This is a genomic window from Lysinibacillus sp. Bpr_S20, assembly GCF_023337835.1.
Classification (GTDB): Bacteria; Bacillota; Bacilli; order Bacillales_A; family Planococcaceae; genus Lysinibacillus.
On sequence record NZ_JALNLQ010000004.1, the window covers coordinates 480,289 to 501,849 of the forward strand.

Genomic DNA, 21,561 nt, shown 5'->3' on the forward strand with positions numbered 1-21,561 from the left:
ACAATCATGCCAGCAAAAACAGGAAAGCAATATATTGAAAGAGTTGATCATGCACAGGCAAATATATGGATTGATGGCAAACAGGTAGAAGGGAAAATTTCTGAACATCCAGCTTTTAAAGGAGTTATGAAAACGCAGGCAGAACTTTACGATTTGCAACATCATCCAGACAAAAAGGATTACATGACATATGTATCTCCAACAACTGGTGAACGTGTAGGTACATCTTTTATTCAGCCAAAAACAAAAGAAGATTTGGTGACACGTCGCAAAATGATGCAAGAATGGGCGAAATATAATGGTGGCATGATGGGACGTTCCCCTGATTACATTAATGTCGGGATGATGGCGTATGGTTCAGCTTCAGAAATGTTTGGAAAACAGGACTCGATCTATGCCGAAAACATGGCCAACTACTACGAGTATTGTCGTGAAAATGATTTATCCTTAACACATACGTTGATTCAGCCTCAAGTCAATAGGGGAGTAAATTCAGCACAGCTTCCAGATCCATATATTGCAGCACGAATTAAAGAAAAAACATCTGAAGGGGTCGTGATTAAAGGGGCAAGATTACTTGCTACTCAAGGTGGTATTACCGATGAAATCATGGTATTCCCATCTACTTTGTTAAAACAATCAGCTGAAGAAAATCCATATGCATTTGCATTCTCTATCCCGAATAACACACCGGGCTTAAAATTTATTTGTCGAGAATCTTTTGATTATGGTAAGTCCCATTTCGACCATCCGCTAGGTTCTCGCTTTGAAGAAATGGATACCATTGTTGTATTTGATGATGTTGTCGTTCCGTGGAATAGAGTCTTTGCCCTTGGTGATGTGAATGTGTGCAACCAGGCTTACAACGAAAGTAATGCAGTTGTTCATATGACACATCAAGTTGTATCTAAAAACATCTCAAAAACAGAGTTTGTACTTGGTATTCTGCAATTAATGGCAGAGACCATTAATATTGGTCAATATCAACATATACAAGAGAAAATCTCAGAGGTAATTATTGCGCTTGAAACGATGAAAGCATATGTCGTTGCTGCCGAAGCAAATGCAAAAGTGGATAGATGGGGAACTATGACACCAGAATTTGCACCGTTAAATGCTGCACGTCATTACTTCCCGAAAATTTACCCTCGCTTTACAGAGATTATGCAATTAATGGGTGCAAGTGGCTTAATGGCTATTCCAGCAGAATCGGACTTCAATTCTGCTATTCGTCCGGATCTTGATAAGTATTTACAATCAGCCACTGGGGACGCTTATGATCGTGTGAAACTTTATCGTTTAGCATGGGATGTATGTTTAAGTTCATTCGGTTCTCGACAAACACTTTATGAGCGCTTCTTCTTCGGTGATCCAATTAGAATGGCAAGTACGCTTTATAACGGTTATGACAAACAGGAATATGTTGATCGTGTAAAAGAATTTTTGAATCGATCAGAAGCGTTTATTAAAAATAGCTAATTAAATGACTAAGGGGGATGAGGATATGGATTTCAATATCATTCGTATTGCCAGAACTATTATTAATGTGAAGGATTTAGACCGTTCAAAAGCTTTTTATGTAAAAGCGCTCGGCATGATTGAAACGGAAACAAAGGATGATTGTGTCTATTTGAGAGGGCTTGAAGAACACACACACCACAGTTTGGTTCTTAAAAAATCCGAGACGTTAGGGGTACACGCACTCGGATACAAAGTAGAAAAAGAAGAAGATCTTGATCGTTTGGCTGAATTGTTTCAATCAAAAGGATTAAAAACAAAGTGGCTTAAAGAAGGAACCCAGCATGCTCTTGGGCGTGCATTGCATGTACATGATATTTCAGGGATGCCTCTTGAATTTTTCTGTAAAATTGAAAAAGCAGAGCGCTTACTTCAGCGCTACGACTTATACAGCGGTGCCCGAATTCAGCGGATTGACCATGTAAACTGTGCTGTACCAGACGTAGAAAAAGCTTACGACTTCTTTATCAACGAGTTAGGTTTTGCATGCTCTGAATATACAACGATAGAAGATGGAAGTATTTGGGCTGCGTGGCTACACCGCAAACAGACCGTGCATGATCAAGCCTTTATGAACGGAGATGGCCCGCGTCTTCATCACTTTGCTTACTGGCTACCGGATCCACTTGCTCTAATTCACTGCTGCGATGTTTTAGCTTCTCTTGGCTATTCAGAGAACATTGAAAGAGGTCCAGCACGCCACGGCTTATCCAATGCGTTCTTCTTGTATTTAAGAGATCCAGATGGATACCGCATAGAGCTGTATAACGGAGATTATTTAACAAGTGACAATGACTTCGAGCCAATTCGATGGGATTTAAATGACCCACGTCGTCAAACATTATGGGGGGCAAAAGCACCGGACAGTTGGTTTAATGAAACATCCCCATTTTTAGATATTGAAACGAATGAACAAATTCAATCGAAGTCACCAAACCTTGCACAGCGTAAACCAGAACTTGTTATCTAAATAAAAGAATGGAGGAATTTCAATGGATGATCGTACATTTCGAGATGCCATGGGTAAATTTGCAACCGGCGTAACAGTTATTACAACGGACATCAACGGAGAGCCTCATGGCATGACAGCAAATGCCTTCATGTCAGTGTCGCTAAACCCGAAACTCGTACTAATATCGATTAAAGAAAATGCGAAAATGCTTGATAAAATTAACCAATCTGGTAAATTCGCTGTGAATATTTTATCGGAAGACCAGCAAGAAGTTTCTATGTTATTCGCCGGTCAGATCAAAGAAAAGCGTGAGCCAGAATTTGACCGCCTAAACGAAATCTCGGTAGTAAAGGATGCACTGGCGAACATTGTATGCAATGTATATGGAAAGCAAGTAGCTGGTGACCATACGCTGTTCCTTGGAGAAGTAGAAGATATTGTTCTTCGTGAAGGAAAACCACTGACATTCTTTGCAGGAAAATATGGCCAGCTCGCTGCACCGCAGTTTTCTTAACATAAAAGGAGGGGGCAAACGATGGAGACAATTTATATCAAAAGTTCAATTGATAAATCAAAGTTCACTGAAATGGAAGCTTGTGTTTTGGCTCTTGGTTTTTTTGATGGCGTTCACATCGGTCATCAAAGAATTCTTGAAACAGCCAAACAAATTGCTGTGCAAAAACAATGCGCCTTTGGTGTTATGACGTTTTATCCGCACCCAAAAGATATACTCTTTCCTCATATGGAGCCAATGACTTATTTAACACCACTTCCTTTGAAAGAAGATCGATTTGAAAAGCTGGGTGTTGAGAAGTTATTTGTTGTTGAGTTTAGCCCTGAGTTTGCCCGCCTTTCCCCTAACGATTTTGTTGAACAATACATTATAGGACTTGGATGTATTCATGTTGTAGCAGGCTTTGATTATCATTATGGCTATAAAGGACTCGGTAATATGAAAACGTTATCAGAGTATAATCCCGGCAGTTTGGAAGTAACGACTGTTCCAAAGATCCAACATGATGATGAAAAAATTAGTTCAACAGCAATCCGAAAATTGCTTGATGAAGGTCATGTGCAAAAGATTCCTATGTACCTTGGCGATTTTTATGAAATTGACGGAGAAGTGAATCAAGGTTCTCTTTTTTATAAAAAACATCAGTTTCTTAAATTACTAGTAAAAAACAAATACCGAATACCTAAACCTGGTATTTATCGTATTCAAGTTGAAATAGATGGTCATCATTATGATGGAACCTGCCACCAAATAGCGATAAATGAGCAACACCTTTCATTATTAATACAATTAAAAGATTGTTCTATATATCCATACAAGAAGCAGATTAAGGTAAAGTGGCTAGATTATAAGTATGGCAAACAAAATGAGTCATACGGTATGAATGAATACATGCAAAAAGATGAGCTAGTGATCTAATTAAAAGTAGGCTATAACAGAAAGGAGTAGAATATGAATTTAAAAGTAGAAGCAAGAAAGAAAAACTTATACATTGATGGTCAATGGAAAGAATCCACTGAACATGCATCTCTAACATCTCCATACTCTGGAGATGTTATTGCATATATTCCTAAGGCCAATGAACAAGAAGTGAATGAGGCAATTGAAGCTGCATGTCGTGCAAAAACAGTAATGGCGAAAATGCCAGCCCACGAACGTGCAGCTATTTTGGAACGTTTGGTAGCTTTGTTGGAGAAACGTTTAGATGAAGCGGCAGAAATTATTGCTTTAGAGGCAGCTAAACCAATTGCTACTGCAATCGAAGAAGTGAAACGGACAATCCAAACGTATAAATTTGCAGCTGAAGAAGCAAAGCGAATTCATGGAGAAACACTTCCATTGGATGCTGCACCAGGTGGAGAAAAACGAGTAGCCTATACGGTGCGTGAACCTATTGGGGTTATTGGAGCGATTACGCCATTTAATTTCCCGATGAATTTAGTTGCTCATAAAGTAGGTCCTGCCATTGCCGCAGGAAATACAATTGTATTAAAACCAGCATCTCAAACGCCACTATCTGCTTTCTTTTTAGCAGAGTTGTTACAGGAAGCTGGTTTACCTAATGGAGCTCTTAATATTATTACGGGAAGCGGAAAAGTCGTGGGGGATAAAATCGTGACCGATGATAGAATTGCGGCTATTACATTTACGGGCAGTCCAGCTGTTGGGATTGGTATTCGAAATAAAGCAGGACTGAAGCGCGTGACATTAGAACTTGGTTCAAATGCAGCCGTTATTATTGATAAAGGGATCGATATTGATTCAATTATTAATCGTTGTGTGAAGGGAGCTTTTTCTTTCCAAGGTCAAGTATGTATATCATTACAACGAATTTATATTCATGAAAGTTTGTACGAAACATTTGTGCAAAAATTCGTTGAAGCAACGCAACAACTCAAAATTGGTGATCCTTTAGATCCACGAACGGATGTTTCAGCGCTTATTTCAAAAGGAGATGTGGAACGTACTTTAGAGTGGATTCATGAGGCGAAACAACAAGGAGCAGAAGTAGCAACTGGGGGAATCGCAAAAGGGAATATTCTATTGCCAACGGTATTATTAAATGCAGAGTCTTCTTTAAAAGTTTCGTGTCAAGAAGTGTTTGCTCCAATTGTGATCATCAATAAAGTACAAGCAGTAGAGGAAGCAATTGAGCAAGTAAATGATTCGCGATATGGTCTTCAGGCGGGAATCTACACGGACAATGTTCATACAGCGTTAACGGCAGCTGAAAACCTTCATGTTGGAGGCGTAATGATTAATGACATTCCAACGTTTCGTGTAGATCACATGCCTTATGGAGGGGTGAAGGAAAGTGGCGTTGGAAGAGAAGGCATAAAATATGCTGTAGAGGAAATGACAGAACTAAAACTAGTGGTTTTTAATAGAAATTAATAATCGGAGAATTAGAAGCAAGCCTATTAAAGGAAAGAGGTGCTGTCAATTTGGAGCTAGTAAAAGAGCAGAGTAGTGTAAATAAAGACATCGAACAACAAGACAACAAACAAATAGATTATGTCAAAATTGCCACTTCGGAAGATTTTAAACAACTACTTTTAGATAAGAAAAAGTTTATTATTCCATATACAATTTTTTATTTAGCTTATTCATTAGCTTTACCATTCCTAGCCTTGTTTACAAATATATTAAACGTCCAAGTAATAGGAGACATTACCTTGGCGTGGATTTACGGTATTTCCATTATCTTTATGTCATTTGGGGTATGCAGTGTTTATGTAAAGAAGTCTGCTGAATTTGACGAAAAGGTAAAGCAAATTTTAGTAAAAGAGGGGCTGTAGACATATGGGATGGGATATTATTCTTCTTTTTGTACTCATGTCAATAGGGGTACTTTTTATTACGTACTATGCTTCCAAAAAAACAAAAACGGCAGGTTCTTTTTATACAGCTGGAGGTGGTCTAACTGCTAGGCAAAATGGTCTTGCTTTAGCTGGAGATTTTATGTCTGCCTCTACCTTTCTGGGGTTAATTGGAGCCTTTTCTTTAACGGGATATGACGGATTTTTCCTCATGTATGGTGCCCTTGTTTCTTTCCTTGTCATTTTATTTTTAGTGGCAGAACCATTAAGGAATCTTGGAAAATATACGTTAGGTGATATGATTACTGCTCGATTTAGGTTTAAACAAGTACGAGGTGTAACTGCCTTCAATACAATAATCATCTCAATTTTTTATATGCTTGCACAGCTTGTTGCTGCAGGAGCTTTATTCCGATTATTATTAGGTATTCCGTATAATATTTCGGTCCTTATTGTTGGTATTGCTATGTTAGCTTTTGTTTTGTTTGGAGGAATGACCGCAACGAGCTGGGTTCAAATTATTAAAGCCATTCTTTTAGTAGGTGGAACCTTTATTATGTTTGTAATGGTTATGTGGAAATTTAATTTTAATTTTATTGGTATTTTTACTGATATGAAAACAGCTACGCCTTTTGGGATTGATTTCTTAAATCCTGGTTTAAAATATAAAAATGGTTGGGATGCGGCTTCTTTAACACTTGGGCTCATTCTTGGGACAGCGGGTCTACCCCATGTATTAGTTCGCTTTTTAACTGTACCTAATGCTCAGGTAGCCAGAAAGTCAGTTGTTTGGCTTATGTGGATTATGGGGCTCTTCCATGTTATGGTTATTTTCCTTGGGTTTGGAGCAGCAAAACTAGTTGGAACTTCGAATATTATAGAAGCTAACCCAGCAGGGAATATGGCAGCGCCATTATTAGCAAAGTATATTGGCGGAGATTTGATGTTCGCTTTCATTTCTGCGGTTTCTTTTGCTACTATTCTCGCTGTTGTTGCTGGAATTGTAGTTACGGGAGCAACAGCATTTTCCCATGACTTTTATAACGAAATTTTAAAAGACGGGAAAGCAACCGAAAAACAGCAAATGTTTATGGTACGCCTTGCATCGATTCTCATCACTGCTAGCGCTGTTGCCTTATCACTATTTCTTCAAAATTTTAATGTGGCCTTTTTATCATCACTCGCTCTAACTTTAGCGGCGAGTTCGAATTTACCTGTTATTTTATTAACTATTTTTTGGAGAAAATTCAACAAAACTGGGGCAATCTTTGGGATGCTTATAGGATTAATTAGCACGATTGGTCTGGTTTTGTTAAGTCCAAATGTTTGGAATCCAGAACCAGGTGTGGCCTTATTTACTGGTAATCCAATCTTCCCTCTTGCATCACCAGGAATTCTTTCTATACCATTAGGTTTCTTAGGCTGCTTTATTGGGACACTTATAGGGGCCCGTAAGTCAAAACATGTAGGGGATGATTTTTCAGAAATTATCGTTAAGTCAAATATAGGTAATGATGTTAAAGGTGTAGTTCAACATTAGTGATAGTTTTGCAAGCTCAATAAGATGAAGTAATTATTAGAAGAATTTACGAGTATATGAGAGGAGTGAATAGTTTGAGTAAGGCAATTATTAAATTTAGTGAAACCCTTCACACAAAAGAAGTGGAAGTAGATCCCAAAAGCAATACAATTATTCTCGGTGATAGAAAGTTACCAGTAGAGCAGTCCTCTTTGGAGGCACCAATTTCGGGTACTGTATATGGGGCTTTATTAAATTATAGTGGCGAGCTTAAGGCATTAGGTTCATCGTTAACTAAAGAACCTTATAAACAGCCTCCCAAAGCACCTGTCTTATATATAAAACCGGTGAACACCATTACTGGATTTAAATCTTTAATTCCATTTCCCGAGGAGACATCTCATCTGCAAGTAGGTGCTTCATTGGGCATTGTCATTGGGAAAAACGCTACTCGTGTAACAGCAGAAAAAGCTTTGGATCATGTATTAGGATACACCATTGTAAATGATGTGAGTATTCCACATGAGAATTTTTATCGACCAGCTATTAAACAAAAAGCAAGAGATAACTTTTGCCCTGTTGGTCCGTGGATTATTGAACGCGATGCAATCGCTGACCCTAATAAGTTGACGATTAGTGTATTCGTTAACGATGAATTAAAACAAAAGAATACAACGGCCAATTTAATTCGTCCTGTATCACGATTGATTTCTGAAATTTCGGAATTCATGACACTGTATGAGGGAGATGTTTTACTGGTTGGAGTACCTGAGAATCCCCCGCTTGTTGAAAAGGGAGATCGAGTACGAATTGAAATCGATGGAATCGGTTATTTAGAAAATACAGTTCAATAAGAATCTCATTGTTTTGTAAAGGAGCGCGATTATTATGAAACATGCACGTGTAGTATTTCAGGATGTCCATCATCACGCAATTGAAACTAATGATGGTCACCTGAAACTAGAAGATGGACAAATTGTTTCGGAGGAGGATGTGATCTGGCTACCGCCAGTTCAACCTAGAACCATTTTTGCTTTAGGATTAAATTATGCAGATCATGCAAAGGAACTTGCTTTTCAAGCACCAACAGAACCTTTAGTTTTTCTAAAAGGTCCTAATACTTTGATTGGTCATCGAGGTCAGACTTACCGACCGGCTGAGGCTATCAATATGCATTATGAGTGTGAACTTGCAGTTGTCATTGGGCGTTCTGGGACTAATATTAAACGAGAAAATGCTTATGATTATGTAGCAGGATATACCGTTGCAAATGACTATGCCATCCGTGATTATTTAGAAAACTATTATCGTCCGAACTTAAAAGTAAAGAATAGAGATACTTGTACACCAATCGGTCCATGGCTAGTGGATGCAAAAGATATTGAAGATCCTATGAATCTTACATTGCGTACTTATGTAAATGGAAAAGTTACTCAGGAAGGCACAACGAAAGATATGATTTTTAGTATTCCGCAATTAATTGAGTATTTAAGTAGTTTTATGACATTAAATAAAAACGACATTATCCTTACTGGTACGCCTGAAGGATTAGTTGATACAAAGGAAGGAGATGAAGTCATTACTGAAATTGAAGGAGTAGGGCGACTAGTAAATACCATTATTAGTGAAAAACAGTTTTTAAGAACCGAAAGTGATAACGCCATTTTTAGTCAGTGAGAGGGATGAAAACATGCCGCATTTTATTGTTGAATATACCGATAACATAAAGGAAGAAGCAGACATTCCGAATTTGCTTAAAAAAGTGAATGATGTATTGATTAGCCGTAGTCATCTTTTTCCGATTGGAGGAATTCGATCAAGAGCAGTTGAACTTCAAGATTACCGAGTAGCAGATGGAGCAGAAGATGATGCATTTGTTCATGCTATTTTAAAAATTGGGGCGGGAAGATCGGCTGAAAATAAGAAAGAAACTTGTGACGAACTATTCGAAGTAATCAAGGATCATTTTGCTGATCTATTTGCTAGGCGATATTTGGCTTTATCTATGGAACTGATTGAATTCAGTGAGGAAGGAACTTACAAGTATAACAATATTCATAAGCGGTTTAAAAAGTAAGAGGTACCTTACTTCCTAATATTCTTGTCATGTTTCTTCGTATAGCATTTGGCGGAGTGTTGAATTTTATTGATGGGCTTGATAAGGAAGCGGTTAGTTCCGCTTTTTACAATAAAAAACATTTAATACTGCTTACAATTTAGGTTACATCGCGTTAAGGATAGATTTCCATTTCAGGAAGGGGACTTTAAATGACAAAGAGTCAGGCTTTAGATGTGAACTGCATTGAATGGGTAAGTCAAATAAACAAAAGTTATATTGGAGGTCAATGGGTAGAGGGTGGAAGTAAAAGAACTTATTCAATAAAGGATCCATATGATCAGTCAACTATTACTTCTGTAGAATTAGCGAATGTTGAGCAAATAAAAGACGCTTATCACCAAGCAAAAGCTGCACAAAAGGAATGGGCTAAATCTACTCCAGAACAAAGAAGAGAAGTTTTAACGAAAGCTTTAGACTATTTAGAAAGAAATAAAGAGCATATTTTGGAATTAATTACACGAGAAACAGGTGGAACACTACTTAAAGCTCATATTGAGTTTGGCTTTGGGGTTAGTGACATAAAAGATGCTATTAATATGGTTGATGAAATATATACACCCAAAAATTATGCATCTACTACACCAGGGAAGGTTAGCCATGTATATCGATTACCTTTAGGTGTTATTACGTCCATCACACCTTTTAACTTTCCGTTTAACATGGCAACAAGAACGATTTTCCCTGCCATTGCTCTTGGGAACAGTGTTGTTCATAAACCAGATATCCAAGTTGGCATAGTTGGTGGGCAAGTTTTTGCAAAGGCTTTCGAGGAAGCGGGACTTCCTGCTGGAGTGTTTAATTCAATTTTAACCGATCTTCAAGAATCAGGAGATGAATTCCTGTTAAATAAGAATTCTTCGTTTATCAGTTTTACAGGATCTACGGCAGTAGGCAAACATATAAATAAGGTAACAGGCGGAACATTAAAACAAATGGCATTAGAACTTGGAGGCAATAATCCTTTAGTAGTTTTAGGAGATGCCGACGTTGAACAAGCAGTGAAAATCGCCATCTTCGGGAAATTTTTGCATAGTGGTCAAATTTGTGCGATTACAAACCGAATTATTGTTAATAAAGAAATTTACGATGAATTTGTTGCTAGATACGTAGAAAAAGTTAAGGGATTAACCGTAGGGGACCCCAAGGATCCTAACACAATTATTGGACCTGTTATCAATAAAAAACAAGCTGATAAAATCATGGATTTAGTTAATAAGGCAAAGGAAAGTGGATTAAAAGTTGCCGTAGAAGGTGAACGTACAGGGAATGTTATTTCTCCATTTGTATTTGTGGATGTACCAAATGATTCTAGTCTTGCATCTTGTGAAATTTTCGGTCCTGTTGCACAAATTATTCCGGCTGAAAGTGATGAAGAGGCCATTCGTTTTGCTAATGACACGGAATATGGATTATCCTCTTCCATTATAACTAGTGACTTAGAAAGAGGGGAAAGACTAGCCCTTGAGATCGAATCTGGTACAACACATATAAATGATATGCCTGCAGTCCTAGAAGGAAACGTTCCATTTGGTGGAGTGAAACAAAGTGGAATTGGGCGTTTTGGCTATGAATGGATTGTTGATGAGTTCACTGTTGCGAAATGGGTATCTGTACAGGAAAGTAAATTAGATTATCCGTTTTAGGATTGCAGCGACATTCAATAGATTTGAACCTATTTCTCCATAAAGCATTAAATTGTTAAAAACCTGTTGTTAGAAAGGCCTGTAACCTTGAGTCGAAAAGGGATACAGGTTTTTCATTTAGTTATCGATAATGTTTATAAATATTGTTCAATTGTTCTGGGATAAATAGTGAGTTATCTTTTTTCAATCTACAATTATGAAATAACCACATCTTCATCAAATTAGTACTATTGAGGGGAGGTGAATAATTAACTGAATCTTCTGGAAATAATATTGTTTAATTTTTCTTTTTTTATTACACTTATTTTACGAAAGTTCGTCGAGAGGTGGAAAAGTGCTTTGGTTCAATTGATAGAAAAAGAATACGATAGTACTTCTTTAACTGACATAAATAATAGATTTTTCTTTAAGCTATGAATCAGGTAATCCAAAAGAAGAAATTTGATTTGGAAAATCTTCTGGCAAGGTCTTTCTAAATGAAGAATAGCTACTTCTTAAAATGAAGGTAGCTATTTTATGTGAAATGTAAAAAAGTAGTTAACCGTTGATGTAGCTGTTATTCAATTAACCGAGGGAATAATTGCGTATTAAGCATCAGTTTGTAAGCGCTTACTAATTTGCGTTATAGGGGGTATAAAGTTGATTAATCCTTTAAATTCGAAAATAATTAGTTACTTGCCGTCTCAGCCTGACTTCGAATTTCAGACAGATTACTATACGGAACAAAAAGTTAGAATACAACCAAATCAACCATCTATTCTTTTCTACCAATTTAAAATGGGCGAGGTAAGTAGTCAAATTTCTGTTATCCCAGATGGATGTATTGATATTCTCATTAATTGTGATCAGCATTACGGTAATATTTGTGGAAGCGTTACTAAAAGTAGAGAGATTAACCTTCTCCCCAACAGTACATACTTTGGTATTCGTTTTCTGCCATGCCTAAATATTAAGAAAATAGGAATTAAAGACCTTACGGATACAGAAGTTTGCTTAAATGAAATGCTTCCTGTCAATACGAATATCTTAGAAAGGGTAGTAACTGACGGAAGTTTTATGGAGAGAGTCCAAATATTCATTGAAACATTAGGAAGTCATATTTTTGAGATTGATAAATCAACAAAAACAATAAAACAAGCATTATATAATATATACGCGACAAAAGGTAAGATTACCATAGCTCAACTTGCAGAAGAAGTAGGATTTTCAACTAGATATTTAAGAAAACAATTTGAAGACCATATTGGAATTTCCCCAAAATTATTTAGCCAAATAGTAAGATTTCAATCATCATTAAATATGATTCTGAGGACAACCCACTTTACGTTAAATGATGTTATTTATGAGAACGGTTATTATGACCAAGCTCATTTGATTCATGAGTTTCGGAATTTTGGATGTATGACACCTTATCAATTAACTGGGCAAAACGGTTGTCTGAAAACAAACTAAATATGTTTGTATAGCTAAGAGGCTGGGACAGAACTAGATTATTGAAAAATAACGAAAATGGGTAATAACTTTTTCACTTCAATGAGTTAAACATTCCTTCCTAAATCAAAAAAATGTTAGGCCGTTTGCATCGGTCTAACATTTTTTCTTTTTGTCCCAACCTCTTTTTAAGTGCGCCGGCATACGCATGTTTGAAGAATTTATGAATGAAAATTTAGAATGTTCCGATTTTTACAATATCAAATTATCTTAATCTGATAATCTGGAATCAATATAAAGAATGCTTATTTTCCTACTACAGTTCGAGGGGAGAATTGGCAATAACAAAAGAAGGGAGTCAGATGAATGGCGAAATACAAACTGTTTATTAATGGTAATTGGGTTGAGGTCGTGTCAGCTTTGTCTAAATAACAAAATGATAATAACGCCAACGGGGGTAGGGATTATAGAAACGCAAAAATCGATAGAGAACATTCAAATTTTATCAGATGGACAAAGTCTAAAAAGAAGTTTAAAAATGCGAGATTTAGTTATTTTTGGTCTTGGCTTTATGGCACCAGTTGCAGCGATGTCAATGTTTGGAATTATTACATTGGTATCTCAGGGCCATTCTGTCCTCTCATATGTTCTTGGTTTTGTTGCAATGTTATTTACGGCGTACAGTTTCGGTAAAATGGTTGAAGCTTTCCCAGTTGCGGGCTCAACCTATACCTACGCCCATCAAGCGCTACACCCTAAAATAGGATTTATAGCTGGATGGGGAATGCTCCTTGATTATCTGTTGATACCCATGTTAACTTTTTTGATCAGTGCAAGTTTTGCAAACGCCCTTGTACCAAGCATTCCGGTATGGGGTTGGGTTCTCATTTTCGCGATCCCAATCACGATTGTAAATATAATTGGAATTGATATAGCAGCTAAGTTGAATTTAGTCTTAGTGTTCCTCATGATTATCGCGGTGATTGCCTTCGTTTTCAGTGCAAGTCACTATATTATAACGGGTGATTTAACGTTAATAAACTATAAGGCAATTTATAATGGCGATTCATTTTCAATAGGAGCAGTTATTGGCGGGGCAGCTATTGTTTTTGTCGCTTACCTAGGTTTTGATGCTATTACGACCTTGGCTGAAGAGACGAACGTAGGGGGCAATAAAATTGGTTTGGCCATTTTGTTTACCTGTATCATTCAAACAGTATTTTATGTTTCCGTCACTTATTTAGCAGTGATTCTTATAGGAAACTATTTAGCTATTGATAATCCAGATACAGCTTTCTTCAATGTGTTAGAGACTATAGGGGGCGGGTTTCTCCAGACTTATATTACACTTACGATTATCGCATCTGGAATTGCAAGTGCCTTAGCGAGCCAATCAGCTTCTAGCCGTCTGCTCTTGGGAATGGGGCGTGACAATGTCATCCCTCAAAAATTTTTTAGCTATATCCATCCAAAGTATAAAACACCGATTAATAATATTTTGTTAATGTCAATAATCGGAATTATGGGTGCGATATCTTTGAATCTGCAAATGGTATCCGACTTAGTTGCATTTGGTGGATTATTAGGATTTGCTTTCGTGAATATTTGTGTAATTAATCATTATTATTTAAAAAACAAACAAAAAAATATCGTTAAACATTTAATTATTCCATTAATTGGGATGTTAATTTGTCTTTATATCTTATGGGGGCTTTCAACAACCGGAAAAATAGTTGGATTTGCTTGGATGGGAATTGGTGTTTGTTATTTAGCAATTCGATCCATGTATTCAAAAGAGTCCAAAAAACTCTTAACAGATATAGAAGGGCAGAATATTAGTTAAAAAAAATAATCTTTATAACAGATGGAGAGCCTGTTAGAGCGTAAAAGGGTAACTTCATAAATCGATACTTAATTATTAAAGGGAGGAATAAAATATGCAACTCGTTACAAATCGGTATAACCTAAGTAAAATGGAATTATCAGAACTGGATAAAAAACATTATTTGCATCCAACCACACCACCAAGAGCACATTATTTATCAGGGCCTTCTACAATTTTTACAGAAGGCAAAGGCATTTATCTGAAAGACATAGAGGGGAAAGAGCGTATTGATGGGGTTTCGATGCTTTGGAATGTTAACCTTGGCTATGGCAATGAAGAACTTGCTGAGGTAGCAAAACAGCAGATGTTAAAACTTTCTTACAGCTCTTCATTCAGCGGACAATCCAATGAGCCCGCTATCCTTTTAGCACAGAAAGTGGCCTCATTAGCACCTGGTGATTTGAATGTTTGTTTCTTCACATCGGGAGGCTCGGAATCTAATGATACGGCTTTTAAACTAGCCCGTTTTTATTGGAAAGTAAAAGGTCAACCAGAGAAAACTAAAATTATTTCTCTTGAACAATCATTCCATGGAGTTACAGTAGGAGCCACAAGTGCTACCGGAATCGAGGGATTTAACCAATTTACGACTTCTAATGCTCCGAACTTCCTTACAGCTGCGGCGCATGCTTTGAATGCAGAACTTGGTGACAAAAGTGATCCGAACTACTCGCGTTCTATTCGCGGAATAATTGAATCAGAAGGGTCTGACACCATAGCAGCTGTCATTATAGAGCCAATCCAAGGCGCAGGCGGGGTAAGGTTCCCTCCTGATGGATACCTTCAAGCTGTTCGCAAACTTTGCGACGAACACAACATTTTGCTTATTGCAGATGAGGTGATTTGTGGGTTTGGAAGAACCGGAAAGACTTTTGGTGTTGATAATTGGAACATTGTTCCGGACCTTCTATGTGTTGCAAAAGGTATCTCAAGTGGTTATGCCCACCTAGGTGCCGTAATTATGAGAGAGCATGTAAGAGAAGCATTTATTCAATCAGATGAAATGATGTTCCATGGATTCACATATAGTGGACATCCAATGGCTTGCGCGGTTGGCTTGAAGACACTTGAAATATTAGAAAGAGATCAAATTGTTGAGAATAGTAGGCTTCGCGGTGAAGAATTATTAAAAGGACTTCAATATCTCGAAAGCAACCATAAATATATAACGAATGTAAGAGGTCTTGGTCTACTTGCAGGTATTGAGCTAGTTAAAGATCCTGAAAACGGCATCTCATTTGATCCGACGGTACATGCTGCAGCTCTGTATACAGATATATGTATGGATTTAGGGCTGCAATTGCGTTACTTCGATTGGAAGGGAACAAATACGGTTGCGCTTGCTCCACCGCTTATTATTACAAGCCAACAGGTTGAAGAGATTATTAACAGAATGTCTGAGGCTCTTAAAAGATTCGAAAAACAAATTTAATTTAAGAGTTGATGAGAAGTGCATGTTGGCCACCCGTTTGAAATTTATATTCAAATGACATCTAAAAATTTTGAGCACATGCATCAAAGGTGTCTAAAGTATCTCTGGCCATTTACTCTGGGCATAGCAATCTTCTGTTACGGAAGTTTTGCTGTGTCCTATTTTTTTGCGTTTTTTAGGTAAATAAGAAAAGAAACGACAAAGGGTCACTAGCTGAGAGAGACCCTTTATCATAAGAGATGTGCGGATGGCTAGTTGATTTATAATGATATACTAACAGTTTTCTCCATTTACAAAAGTAGCGCCGATTATAATTAGAAGAATGAATAGAACTACTATTAGCGCAAATCCTGAACCAGAGCCACGGCTATAGCCACCGTAACAGCCACAGCCATAGGAATAACAGTTGTTTCCATAGTATCCCATAAAGAAATCCCTCCTTTCTACAATATATAATATGTTAGCTGTAGAGAAGAAGTGGGGTATTTATCCATTCACTAATAGGCATTAAAAATTAATCAAGTCAGCGGGAACGGTAAAAATGCACAAAAGACATCTGGTGTTGTCGTTACGCTTTCGCACAAAAAACATAGAAAATGTCCCGTATAATTCGAAATATTGGACAGCGTTAAGTAAAAAAGACCATTCTGTAAAATTGAATGGTCAAGTAATACAAGCTTGTTTAAACAATATTAATTCCTGCACTTGCAGTACCGATAACTAAGTCAACTGCAGTTTCTGCTTGTAACGATGAAATATAAAATACCATTAATAAACGATCACCTGCAGCTACAGGTACTGGTGAGATAGTAGCCGATGCAAATACTAAAAGGCCAGCGGGTATAGGTGCTGTAACAGATGGGACTAAATCAACGCTGGCACTTGTACCAGTAAAAGTATTACTTCCTACAGGTGCCTGAAAAATTTGAGCACGGATTGTCACAAATCCTGATTCTATCTGTCCTGCCAATGCAGTATACGAGGCTGAAATAGCAGTAATATTCCCGTCACGTGGGACGTTGAAGGCCTCACTTAAAATACCCGTTAAATTAATTGTATTATTGGCAATAGGTACAAGGTCTACAGCAGTACCAAACCCTATAAGACTAGCAAGATTATTGCCTAGTATATTTTCAACTACAGTTTGTGTATTTCCAGAGGAAAAGGGAATTATCGAACCGCCACTATTTTCAGGTTCCGTACTTATACAATTTATATCTTTGGCTACAAATGGTTTAACATTAATACATTCGTTTCTTTTTGATATACAATTAAAATTATCATTAGTTGTGCACATAAATTTTCTCCTTTCATGGCTATGATATGTCCAAGAAAGTGAGTGAGAAGGGCTTTTAACTTTATAAAGAACTGCATCTTTTAGGCTGGGCAGTGTACACCGAACCAGATGTATAAGGTATTTCTATAGGTGATTTTCACCGTACTTAAAAGCATGTTACTTTAAGCTTTAATTTTTATGAATTATATTGTTAATTTTTACTTGCTATTAATAATTATTAGCACCGAATTTAACCTTCACATTTGCATCCTCGCACTCTTTTTTTATTAGATAGATCATTTCATTTGCTTGATATTTTGATAGTTCGTTTGCCATCACTGTTACAGAAACTTCTTGGCCTTCAATTCGTACTAAAGCATCGGGAAAACCTAATGATTTAATGTCCATCTCAAGTAATGCTTCCGTAGATTCTTCTTTATTGAGCGTATCAAGCTCAATAGAGGCCTTATTTTTTTCTTCAACAAAATATTCTTCTGACGTTATTTTTTGCGTTAACTTTTGGCGAAGTTGGTTTCTCTTGTTACTAACTTGAAGGCGCGTTTCTTCAAATAAAAGGCTTGGAGAAGAAACTTCCTTTGTTACACTCTGTATTGTTGCTTTTTGATCTGTATCTTCTTTTAAGGCGATCTCCGGTTGTGATTGTTTTGGTGGAACCATCAAATTATACATTGAAATAACTGCTACTATAGTTAATAATGCAAGTAACCAAGACGATTTACTTTTTAGTTGCATTCACTGTCCCTCCCTCAATATATTTGGTTAAACACCACTATGCAATTTTTCAATGTCTGTTTTATGAGAAATTTATTTATAATTATGCTGACAGTTAAACGAAAACAACTTATTTTTCTGCCCGATTTGGCGAAGCCGCTTTAAATTATCGAAAATAAGTTTTGCATTCGCTTTTAAAATGGGTGTCATGAACGAGTGTATTGTTACATGTCATGTTTGGCCACAGGGGAGAAATATCTACGGTCAACGACTAATAAAAGGGTACTAAATATTTATGATTCAGTACCCTTGTGTTGATTATTTTTTTCATTTAACTATAAGAATAATAAGCCAAATACAGAAAGGAGTAGAGACATTCCGAGAATTATCCCAACAACTTTCATATGTCTTTTCCGTCCCATTACAACAATTGCAACATATTCACGAATCATTGCGTTGGGCCAATAATAAAAGGCTGTTTTTGAGCCGATACCCTGGCTATTCAGGCCAGCTTGTCTAGCGTATAGACCAGCACGGAAAAGATGGAAATTATTCGTTGTAAAGATGCTGTTGTATTTGCCATCTGGTTTTAATGTATCCATAATTTGTTTCGAAAATAACATATTTTGATAGGTGTTTACAGAACGATTTTCTTGCACAGTATGCTCAAGAGGAATGCCTTTTTCCACAGCGTATTTTTGCATCGCTTCCGCTTCGGGCAAATTTTCATCGTGACCCTGCCCTCCTGAGAAAATGATTGTTGGTGGTGTGGTAACCGCTGCTTGTTTCTGATAAAAATCAATAGCTTTATTAATTCTACTTGCAAGAAGTGGTGGTACTTTATCGTTAATTAAACCACTGCCTAGTACGATGATAAAGTCTTGGTTATATTTTGGTTTATTAAACTGATAGAGGAAATAAGCAGATAGAAAGTTTGATAAATGAATCAAGAAATAAAAAATAATAAGCGATATTCCACCAAAAATAGGTTGAAATATACTAGATAACAAACTGGATGGACTAATAATAGGCATGATAAAAAATAATAAAATAATAATAGCTACAATTAAAGTTAAGGAATTTGCTAAGCGTCTTCCTTCTCTTTTCATTAAAATTCTTGCATTAAGAAATAGGCCGAACATTAAAGCTACAATTCCAAAAGGTATTATAAAGAAAAGTGCTATTAAAGGAATAATAACTAAAAGCTGTATAATATTGTTTTCAGATGCTAAAGAAACAAACGTACAAAATAAAAGGAATGAGCAGAAAAAAATATTAAATAAAAAGCCATTTACTATTTTTCTGGGATCTTTCAAGTAAGAATACAGAAAAATAAAAAATAGGATAAGCGGAATAATCCCAAAATACATAAAAACCCTACACCTCATCTATATATTTTATTGATCGATTTATTTTTAAACTACTATATATTAGCATAGATTTTTGAAATTACATCCTTTTTACGTAATCCTTACATAAACCTTAAAAAATATTGTTATTTACACATACAGATTAGACGAAATTTACTTTTTTTGGCAAGTCTGGAGCAAATTATTCTAAACTTAAAATAAGGAAAAACAATTCACATATTCAAGGAGGTAACTATATTGATAATTATGGAAACAGCAAGATTAGAATTACGAGAATTAAAAGATGAGGATATTTCTGTTCTTTACACAATTTTTTCAGATGCTGAAACCATGAAATATTATCCGTCACCATTTAATTTAGAACAAACTAAAAATTGGATTGAGAAAAATAAACAAAGATATCGAGAAGATGGTTACGGTTTATGGGCTGTCTGTTTAAAAGAATCGAAAGAGTTAATTGGAGATTGTGGTCTCGTTAAACAAATAGTTGATGGGAAAACTGAAGTTGAGGTGGGCTACCATATTCATAAAAAATATTGGTCTAAAGGATATGCAACTGAAGCAGCTAAAGGTTGTGTGGAATATGGATTTACGCAGTTAGGACAAGAAAAATTTATAAGTATTATTGATCCTAAAAATGGACCGTCCATTCGTGTTGCTGAAAAAAATGGTTTTATGAAGGAAAAGGAGTCGTTTATTTTTAATAAAATTCACCAAATATATTCACTACACTATCAGAAATTTAATAAATAATATTTTGAAAAAGGATAAGTTGCAATTGTAAAACTAATGAAGACTAAGTGATTACCATTGCAACTTTTTAATACAGAGTATAAGGATTATCAAAGATTCTTTTTTAAATAGTAATGCTTATAATCCCTGCCAACATTGTCCAATGTACCGTAGACTTGATAGCCATGATGTTGATAAAAATCTAAAGCTTGAAAACTTAAAGTATCTACCTTAATGAAATCACATTTGTTTTTAAAAGCAATTTGTTCGATTTCTAATAATAATTTAGAGCCATAGCCTAAACCACGAATATCCTCATCAATCATAAGGGTATGTATTTCTAACCAATTCCAACAAATTTCCCCAATATACCACCACAGATTTGATCATTTTCATCTGTAAGGTAAAGGTTGATCTCTTGATATCGGCCTCTTAAATCCTTTGGAAAATGTTTCAAATTGTATTCGTAAAGCTTGTTATTAATGAAAGATTTTTTACGATCATTTTGCTCTTGTGAAATGTTGTATTGTATAAATTTTTCCCCTCCTCTTTTATCGCGGTTGATGTTATTTTCAAACCATATGACTGAACCAATGCAACATCCTTATTTTAGCATAAGTGTAATATTTTCAGCGGATCAAACAAATGACCAGGTACTGTGAAATAGACCTGGTCATTTGTAAATCATTCATTTATTTTTTCATTCTCTGGTTCTAAGTGAATAAGAATATTAGCTTGAGAAAAGATGCTATTAATTTGTTCTTCAATACGATCACATAAATCATGAACGGTTTCAATGCTTTCATTGGATGCTACGACTAAATGGAAATCGATGTATTCTTCCGCCCCAGAACGTCTAGTTCGAAAATCGTGATACTCAATGTATTCATCTTTAAATGATTCAATAATTTGAATAATTTGTTCTTCCTCTTCCGTCGATAATCGTGCATCCATTAATGGAGGAAATGTTTCTTTCATCAGTTTGAAAGCTTCTGTCATAATATAGCATGCTAATATAATACCGATGATTGGGTCTAAAATATACCAGCCCGTTAAATGGACAATCAATAAACTCAAAGCAACGCCCAATGATGTATAGACATCTGTAAGTAAATGCAATGCGTTTGATTTCATGGCAACAGAGTTGGTATTCTTTGCAGTTCTATAAACAATCCGTGATACAAAAAAATTAATCAAGGCGCCAAATAACATAACTAGTATTCCTAGGACTGGGAGTTTGATTGGAGTAGGGGTGATAATTTTATGAATACATTCATAAATAATCCAAATCCCAGCAACAAAAATTAACAATGTTTCAATGGTCCCTGAAATATTTTCAACTTTACCATGTCCATAAGGATGTTCTTTATCAGCTGGTCGACTGGAAATTCGTACGGAGAGAAAGGCAATAAAAGAGGCAAGTAGGTCTAGAAGAGAATGGATTGCCTCCGATAAAATGGCAACTGATCCAGTGAACAATCCAACGATAATTTTTAATAGGACAACAGTAAAATTACTTATAACAGATAAAAAAGCAATTTTTGATGAATGCACCTGAAATCACCTCCTGATATATATAGACCTATGATAACAAGTAAACTTTGAGTGGGTCTATAGCA

Annotated in this window: 20 protein-coding genes and 1 pseudogene; 15 read left to right on the forward strand and 6 right to left on the reverse strand. The window is 36.1% G+C overall.

The window, feature by feature from the left end; translation table 11 throughout:
- The first annotated feature begins 6 nt into the window (after positions 1–6).
- From hpaB to MWJ95_RS13370, 14 genes are all read left to right on the forward strand, one after another.
- Positions 7–1,479 carry a 4-hydroxyphenylacetate 3-monooxygenase, oxygenase component gene (hpaB, locus tag MWJ95_RS13305; protein WP_249072629.1) on the forward strand — a complete coding sequence of 491 codons (1,473 nt, stop codon included), beginning with the start codon at positions 7–9 and terminating at the stop codon, positions 1,477–1,479.
- 25 nt (positions 1,480–1,504) lie between these two features.
- Complete coding sequence (gene hpaD, locus MWJ95_RS13310) at positions 1,505–2,488, forward strand: 3,4-dihydroxyphenylacetate 2,3-dioxygenase (protein ID WP_249072628.1); 984 nt, start codon at positions 1,505–1,507, stop codon at positions 2,486–2,488.
- 22 nt (positions 2,489–2,510) lie between these two features.
- Positions 2,511–2,984 carry a flavin reductase family protein gene (locus MWJ95_RS13315; RefSeq protein ID WP_249072627.1) on the forward strand — a complete coding sequence of 158 codons (474 nt, stop codon included), beginning with the start codon at positions 2,511–2,513 and terminating at the stop codon, positions 2,982–2,984.
- A gap of 21 nt (positions 2,985–3,005) precedes the next feature.
- Positions 3,006–3,902 carry a cytidyltransferase gene (locus tag MWJ95_RS13320; protein ID WP_249072626.1) on the forward strand — a complete coding sequence of 299 codons (897 nt, stop codon included), beginning with the start codon at positions 3,006–3,008 and terminating at the stop codon, positions 3,900–3,902.
- 33 nt (positions 3,903–3,935) lie between these two features.
- A complete protein-coding gene (locus MWJ95_RS13325; protein ID WP_249105979.1) occupies positions 3,936–5,378 on the forward strand; it encodes an aldehyde dehydrogenase family protein in 1,443 nt (480 codons plus the stop codon).
- 50 nt (positions 5,379–5,428) lie between these two features.
- A complete protein-coding gene (locus MWJ95_RS13330; protein ID WP_249072624.1) occupies positions 5,429–5,782 on the forward strand; it encodes a DUF485 domain-containing protein in 354 nt (117 codons plus the stop codon).
- A 4-nt stretch (positions 5,783–5,786) separates the two neighbouring features.
- Positions 5,787–7,343, forward strand: coding sequence for a solute symporter family protein (locus MWJ95_RS13335; protein ID WP_249105982.1), 1,557 nt, complete (start codon positions 5,787–5,789; stop codon positions 7,341–7,343).
- A gap of 74 nt (positions 7,344–7,417) precedes the next feature.
- Positions 7,418–8,176 carry a fumarylacetoacetate hydrolase family protein gene (locus MWJ95_RS13340; protein ID WP_249072622.1) on the forward strand — a complete coding sequence of 253 codons (759 nt, stop codon included), beginning with the start codon at positions 7,418–7,420 and terminating at the stop codon, positions 8,174–8,176.
- Positions 8,177–8,210: 34 nt separating this feature from the next.
- Positions 8,211–8,999: a fumarylacetoacetate hydrolase family protein gene (locus tag MWJ95_RS13345; RefSeq protein ID WP_249105983.1), complete on the forward strand. Its 789-nt coding sequence runs from the start codon at positions 8,211–8,213 to the stop codon at positions 8,997–8,999.
- 13 nt (positions 9,000–9,012) lie between these two features.
- Positions 9,013–9,399, forward strand: a complete 387-nt coding sequence (locus MWJ95_RS13350) for a 5-carboxymethyl-2-hydroxymuconate Delta-isomerase (protein WP_249072620.1) — start codon at positions 9,013–9,015, stop codon at positions 9,397–9,399.
- A gap of 191 nt (positions 9,400–9,590) precedes the next feature.
- Positions 9,591–11,084, forward strand: a complete 1,494-nt coding sequence (locus MWJ95_RS13355; RefSeq protein WP_249072619.1) for an aldehyde dehydrogenase family protein — start codon at positions 9,591–9,593, stop codon at positions 11,082–11,084.
- Positions 11,085–11,723: 639 nt separating this feature from the next.
- Entirely contained in the window at positions 11,724–12,536 is an 813-nt protein-coding gene (locus MWJ95_RS13360; protein ID WP_249072618.1) for a helix-turn-helix transcriptional regulator, read from the forward strand.
- Between the two features lie 517 nt (positions 12,537–13,053).
- Entirely contained in the window at positions 13,054–14,358 is a 1,305-nt protein-coding gene (locus MWJ95_RS13365) for an APC family permease (RefSeq protein ID WP_249105987.1), read from the forward strand.
- A gap of 94 nt (positions 14,359–14,452) precedes the next feature.
- Positions 14,453–15,832 carry an aminotransferase family protein gene (locus MWJ95_RS13370; protein ID WP_249105988.1) on the forward strand — a complete coding sequence of 460 codons (1,380 nt, stop codon included), beginning with the start codon at positions 14,453–14,455 and terminating at the stop codon, positions 15,830–15,832.
- A gap of 273 nt (positions 15,833–16,105) precedes the next feature.
- Here MWJ95_RS13370 and MWJ95_RS13375 read toward each other — a convergent pair whose 3' ends face one another.
- From MWJ95_RS13375 to MWJ95_RS13390, 4 genes are all read right to left on the reverse strand, one after another.
- Positions 16,106–16,258, reverse strand: a complete 153-nt coding sequence (locus tag MWJ95_RS13375; RefSeq protein ID WP_249072615.1) for a YjcZ family sporulation protein — start codon at positions 16,256–16,258, stop codon at positions 16,106–16,108.
- Positions 16,259–16,514: 256 nt separating this feature from the next.
- Positions 16,515–17,129 carry an exosporium glycoprotein BclB-related protein gene (locus MWJ95_RS13380; RefSeq protein WP_249105990.1) on the reverse strand — a complete coding sequence of 205 codons (615 nt, stop codon included), beginning with the start codon at positions 17,127–17,129 and terminating at the stop codon, positions 16,515–16,517.
- Between the two features lie 207 nt (positions 17,130–17,336).
- The gene (locus tag MWJ95_RS13385; protein ID WP_249105991.1) at positions 17,337–17,861 is read right to left on the reverse strand and encodes a SpoIIIAH-like family protein; all 525 of its coding nucleotides are present in this window, start codon (positions 17,859–17,861) and stop codon (positions 17,337–17,339) included.
- Between the two features lie 314 nt (positions 17,862–18,175).
- Complete coding sequence (locus MWJ95_RS13390) at positions 18,176–19,210, reverse strand: YdcF family protein (RefSeq protein ID WP_249105993.1); 1,035 nt, start codon at positions 19,208–19,210, stop codon at positions 18,176–18,178.
- Between the two features lie 246 nt (positions 19,211–19,456).
- Between MWJ95_RS13390 and MWJ95_RS13395 the strand changes: the two genes are divergently transcribed.
- The gene (locus MWJ95_RS13395; protein ID WP_374110114.1) at positions 19,457–19,963 is read left to right on the forward strand and encodes a GNAT family N-acetyltransferase; all 507 of its coding nucleotides are present in this window, start codon (positions 19,457–19,459) and stop codon (positions 19,961–19,963) included.
- Between the two features lie 89 nt (positions 19,964–20,052).
- On the opposite strand, the pseudogene MWJ95_RS13400 reads toward MWJ95_RS13395, so the two are convergent.
- Positions 20,053–20,474 (reverse strand): annotated as a pseudogene (locus MWJ95_RS13400) (GNAT family N-acetyltransferase).
- A gap of 152 nt (positions 20,475–20,626) precedes the next feature.
- Positions 20,627–21,496, reverse strand: coding sequence for a cation diffusion facilitator family transporter (locus MWJ95_RS13405; RefSeq protein WP_249072610.1), 870 nt, complete (start codon positions 21,494–21,496; stop codon positions 20,627–20,629).
- Between the last annotated feature and the right edge of the window lie 65 nt (positions 21,497–21,561).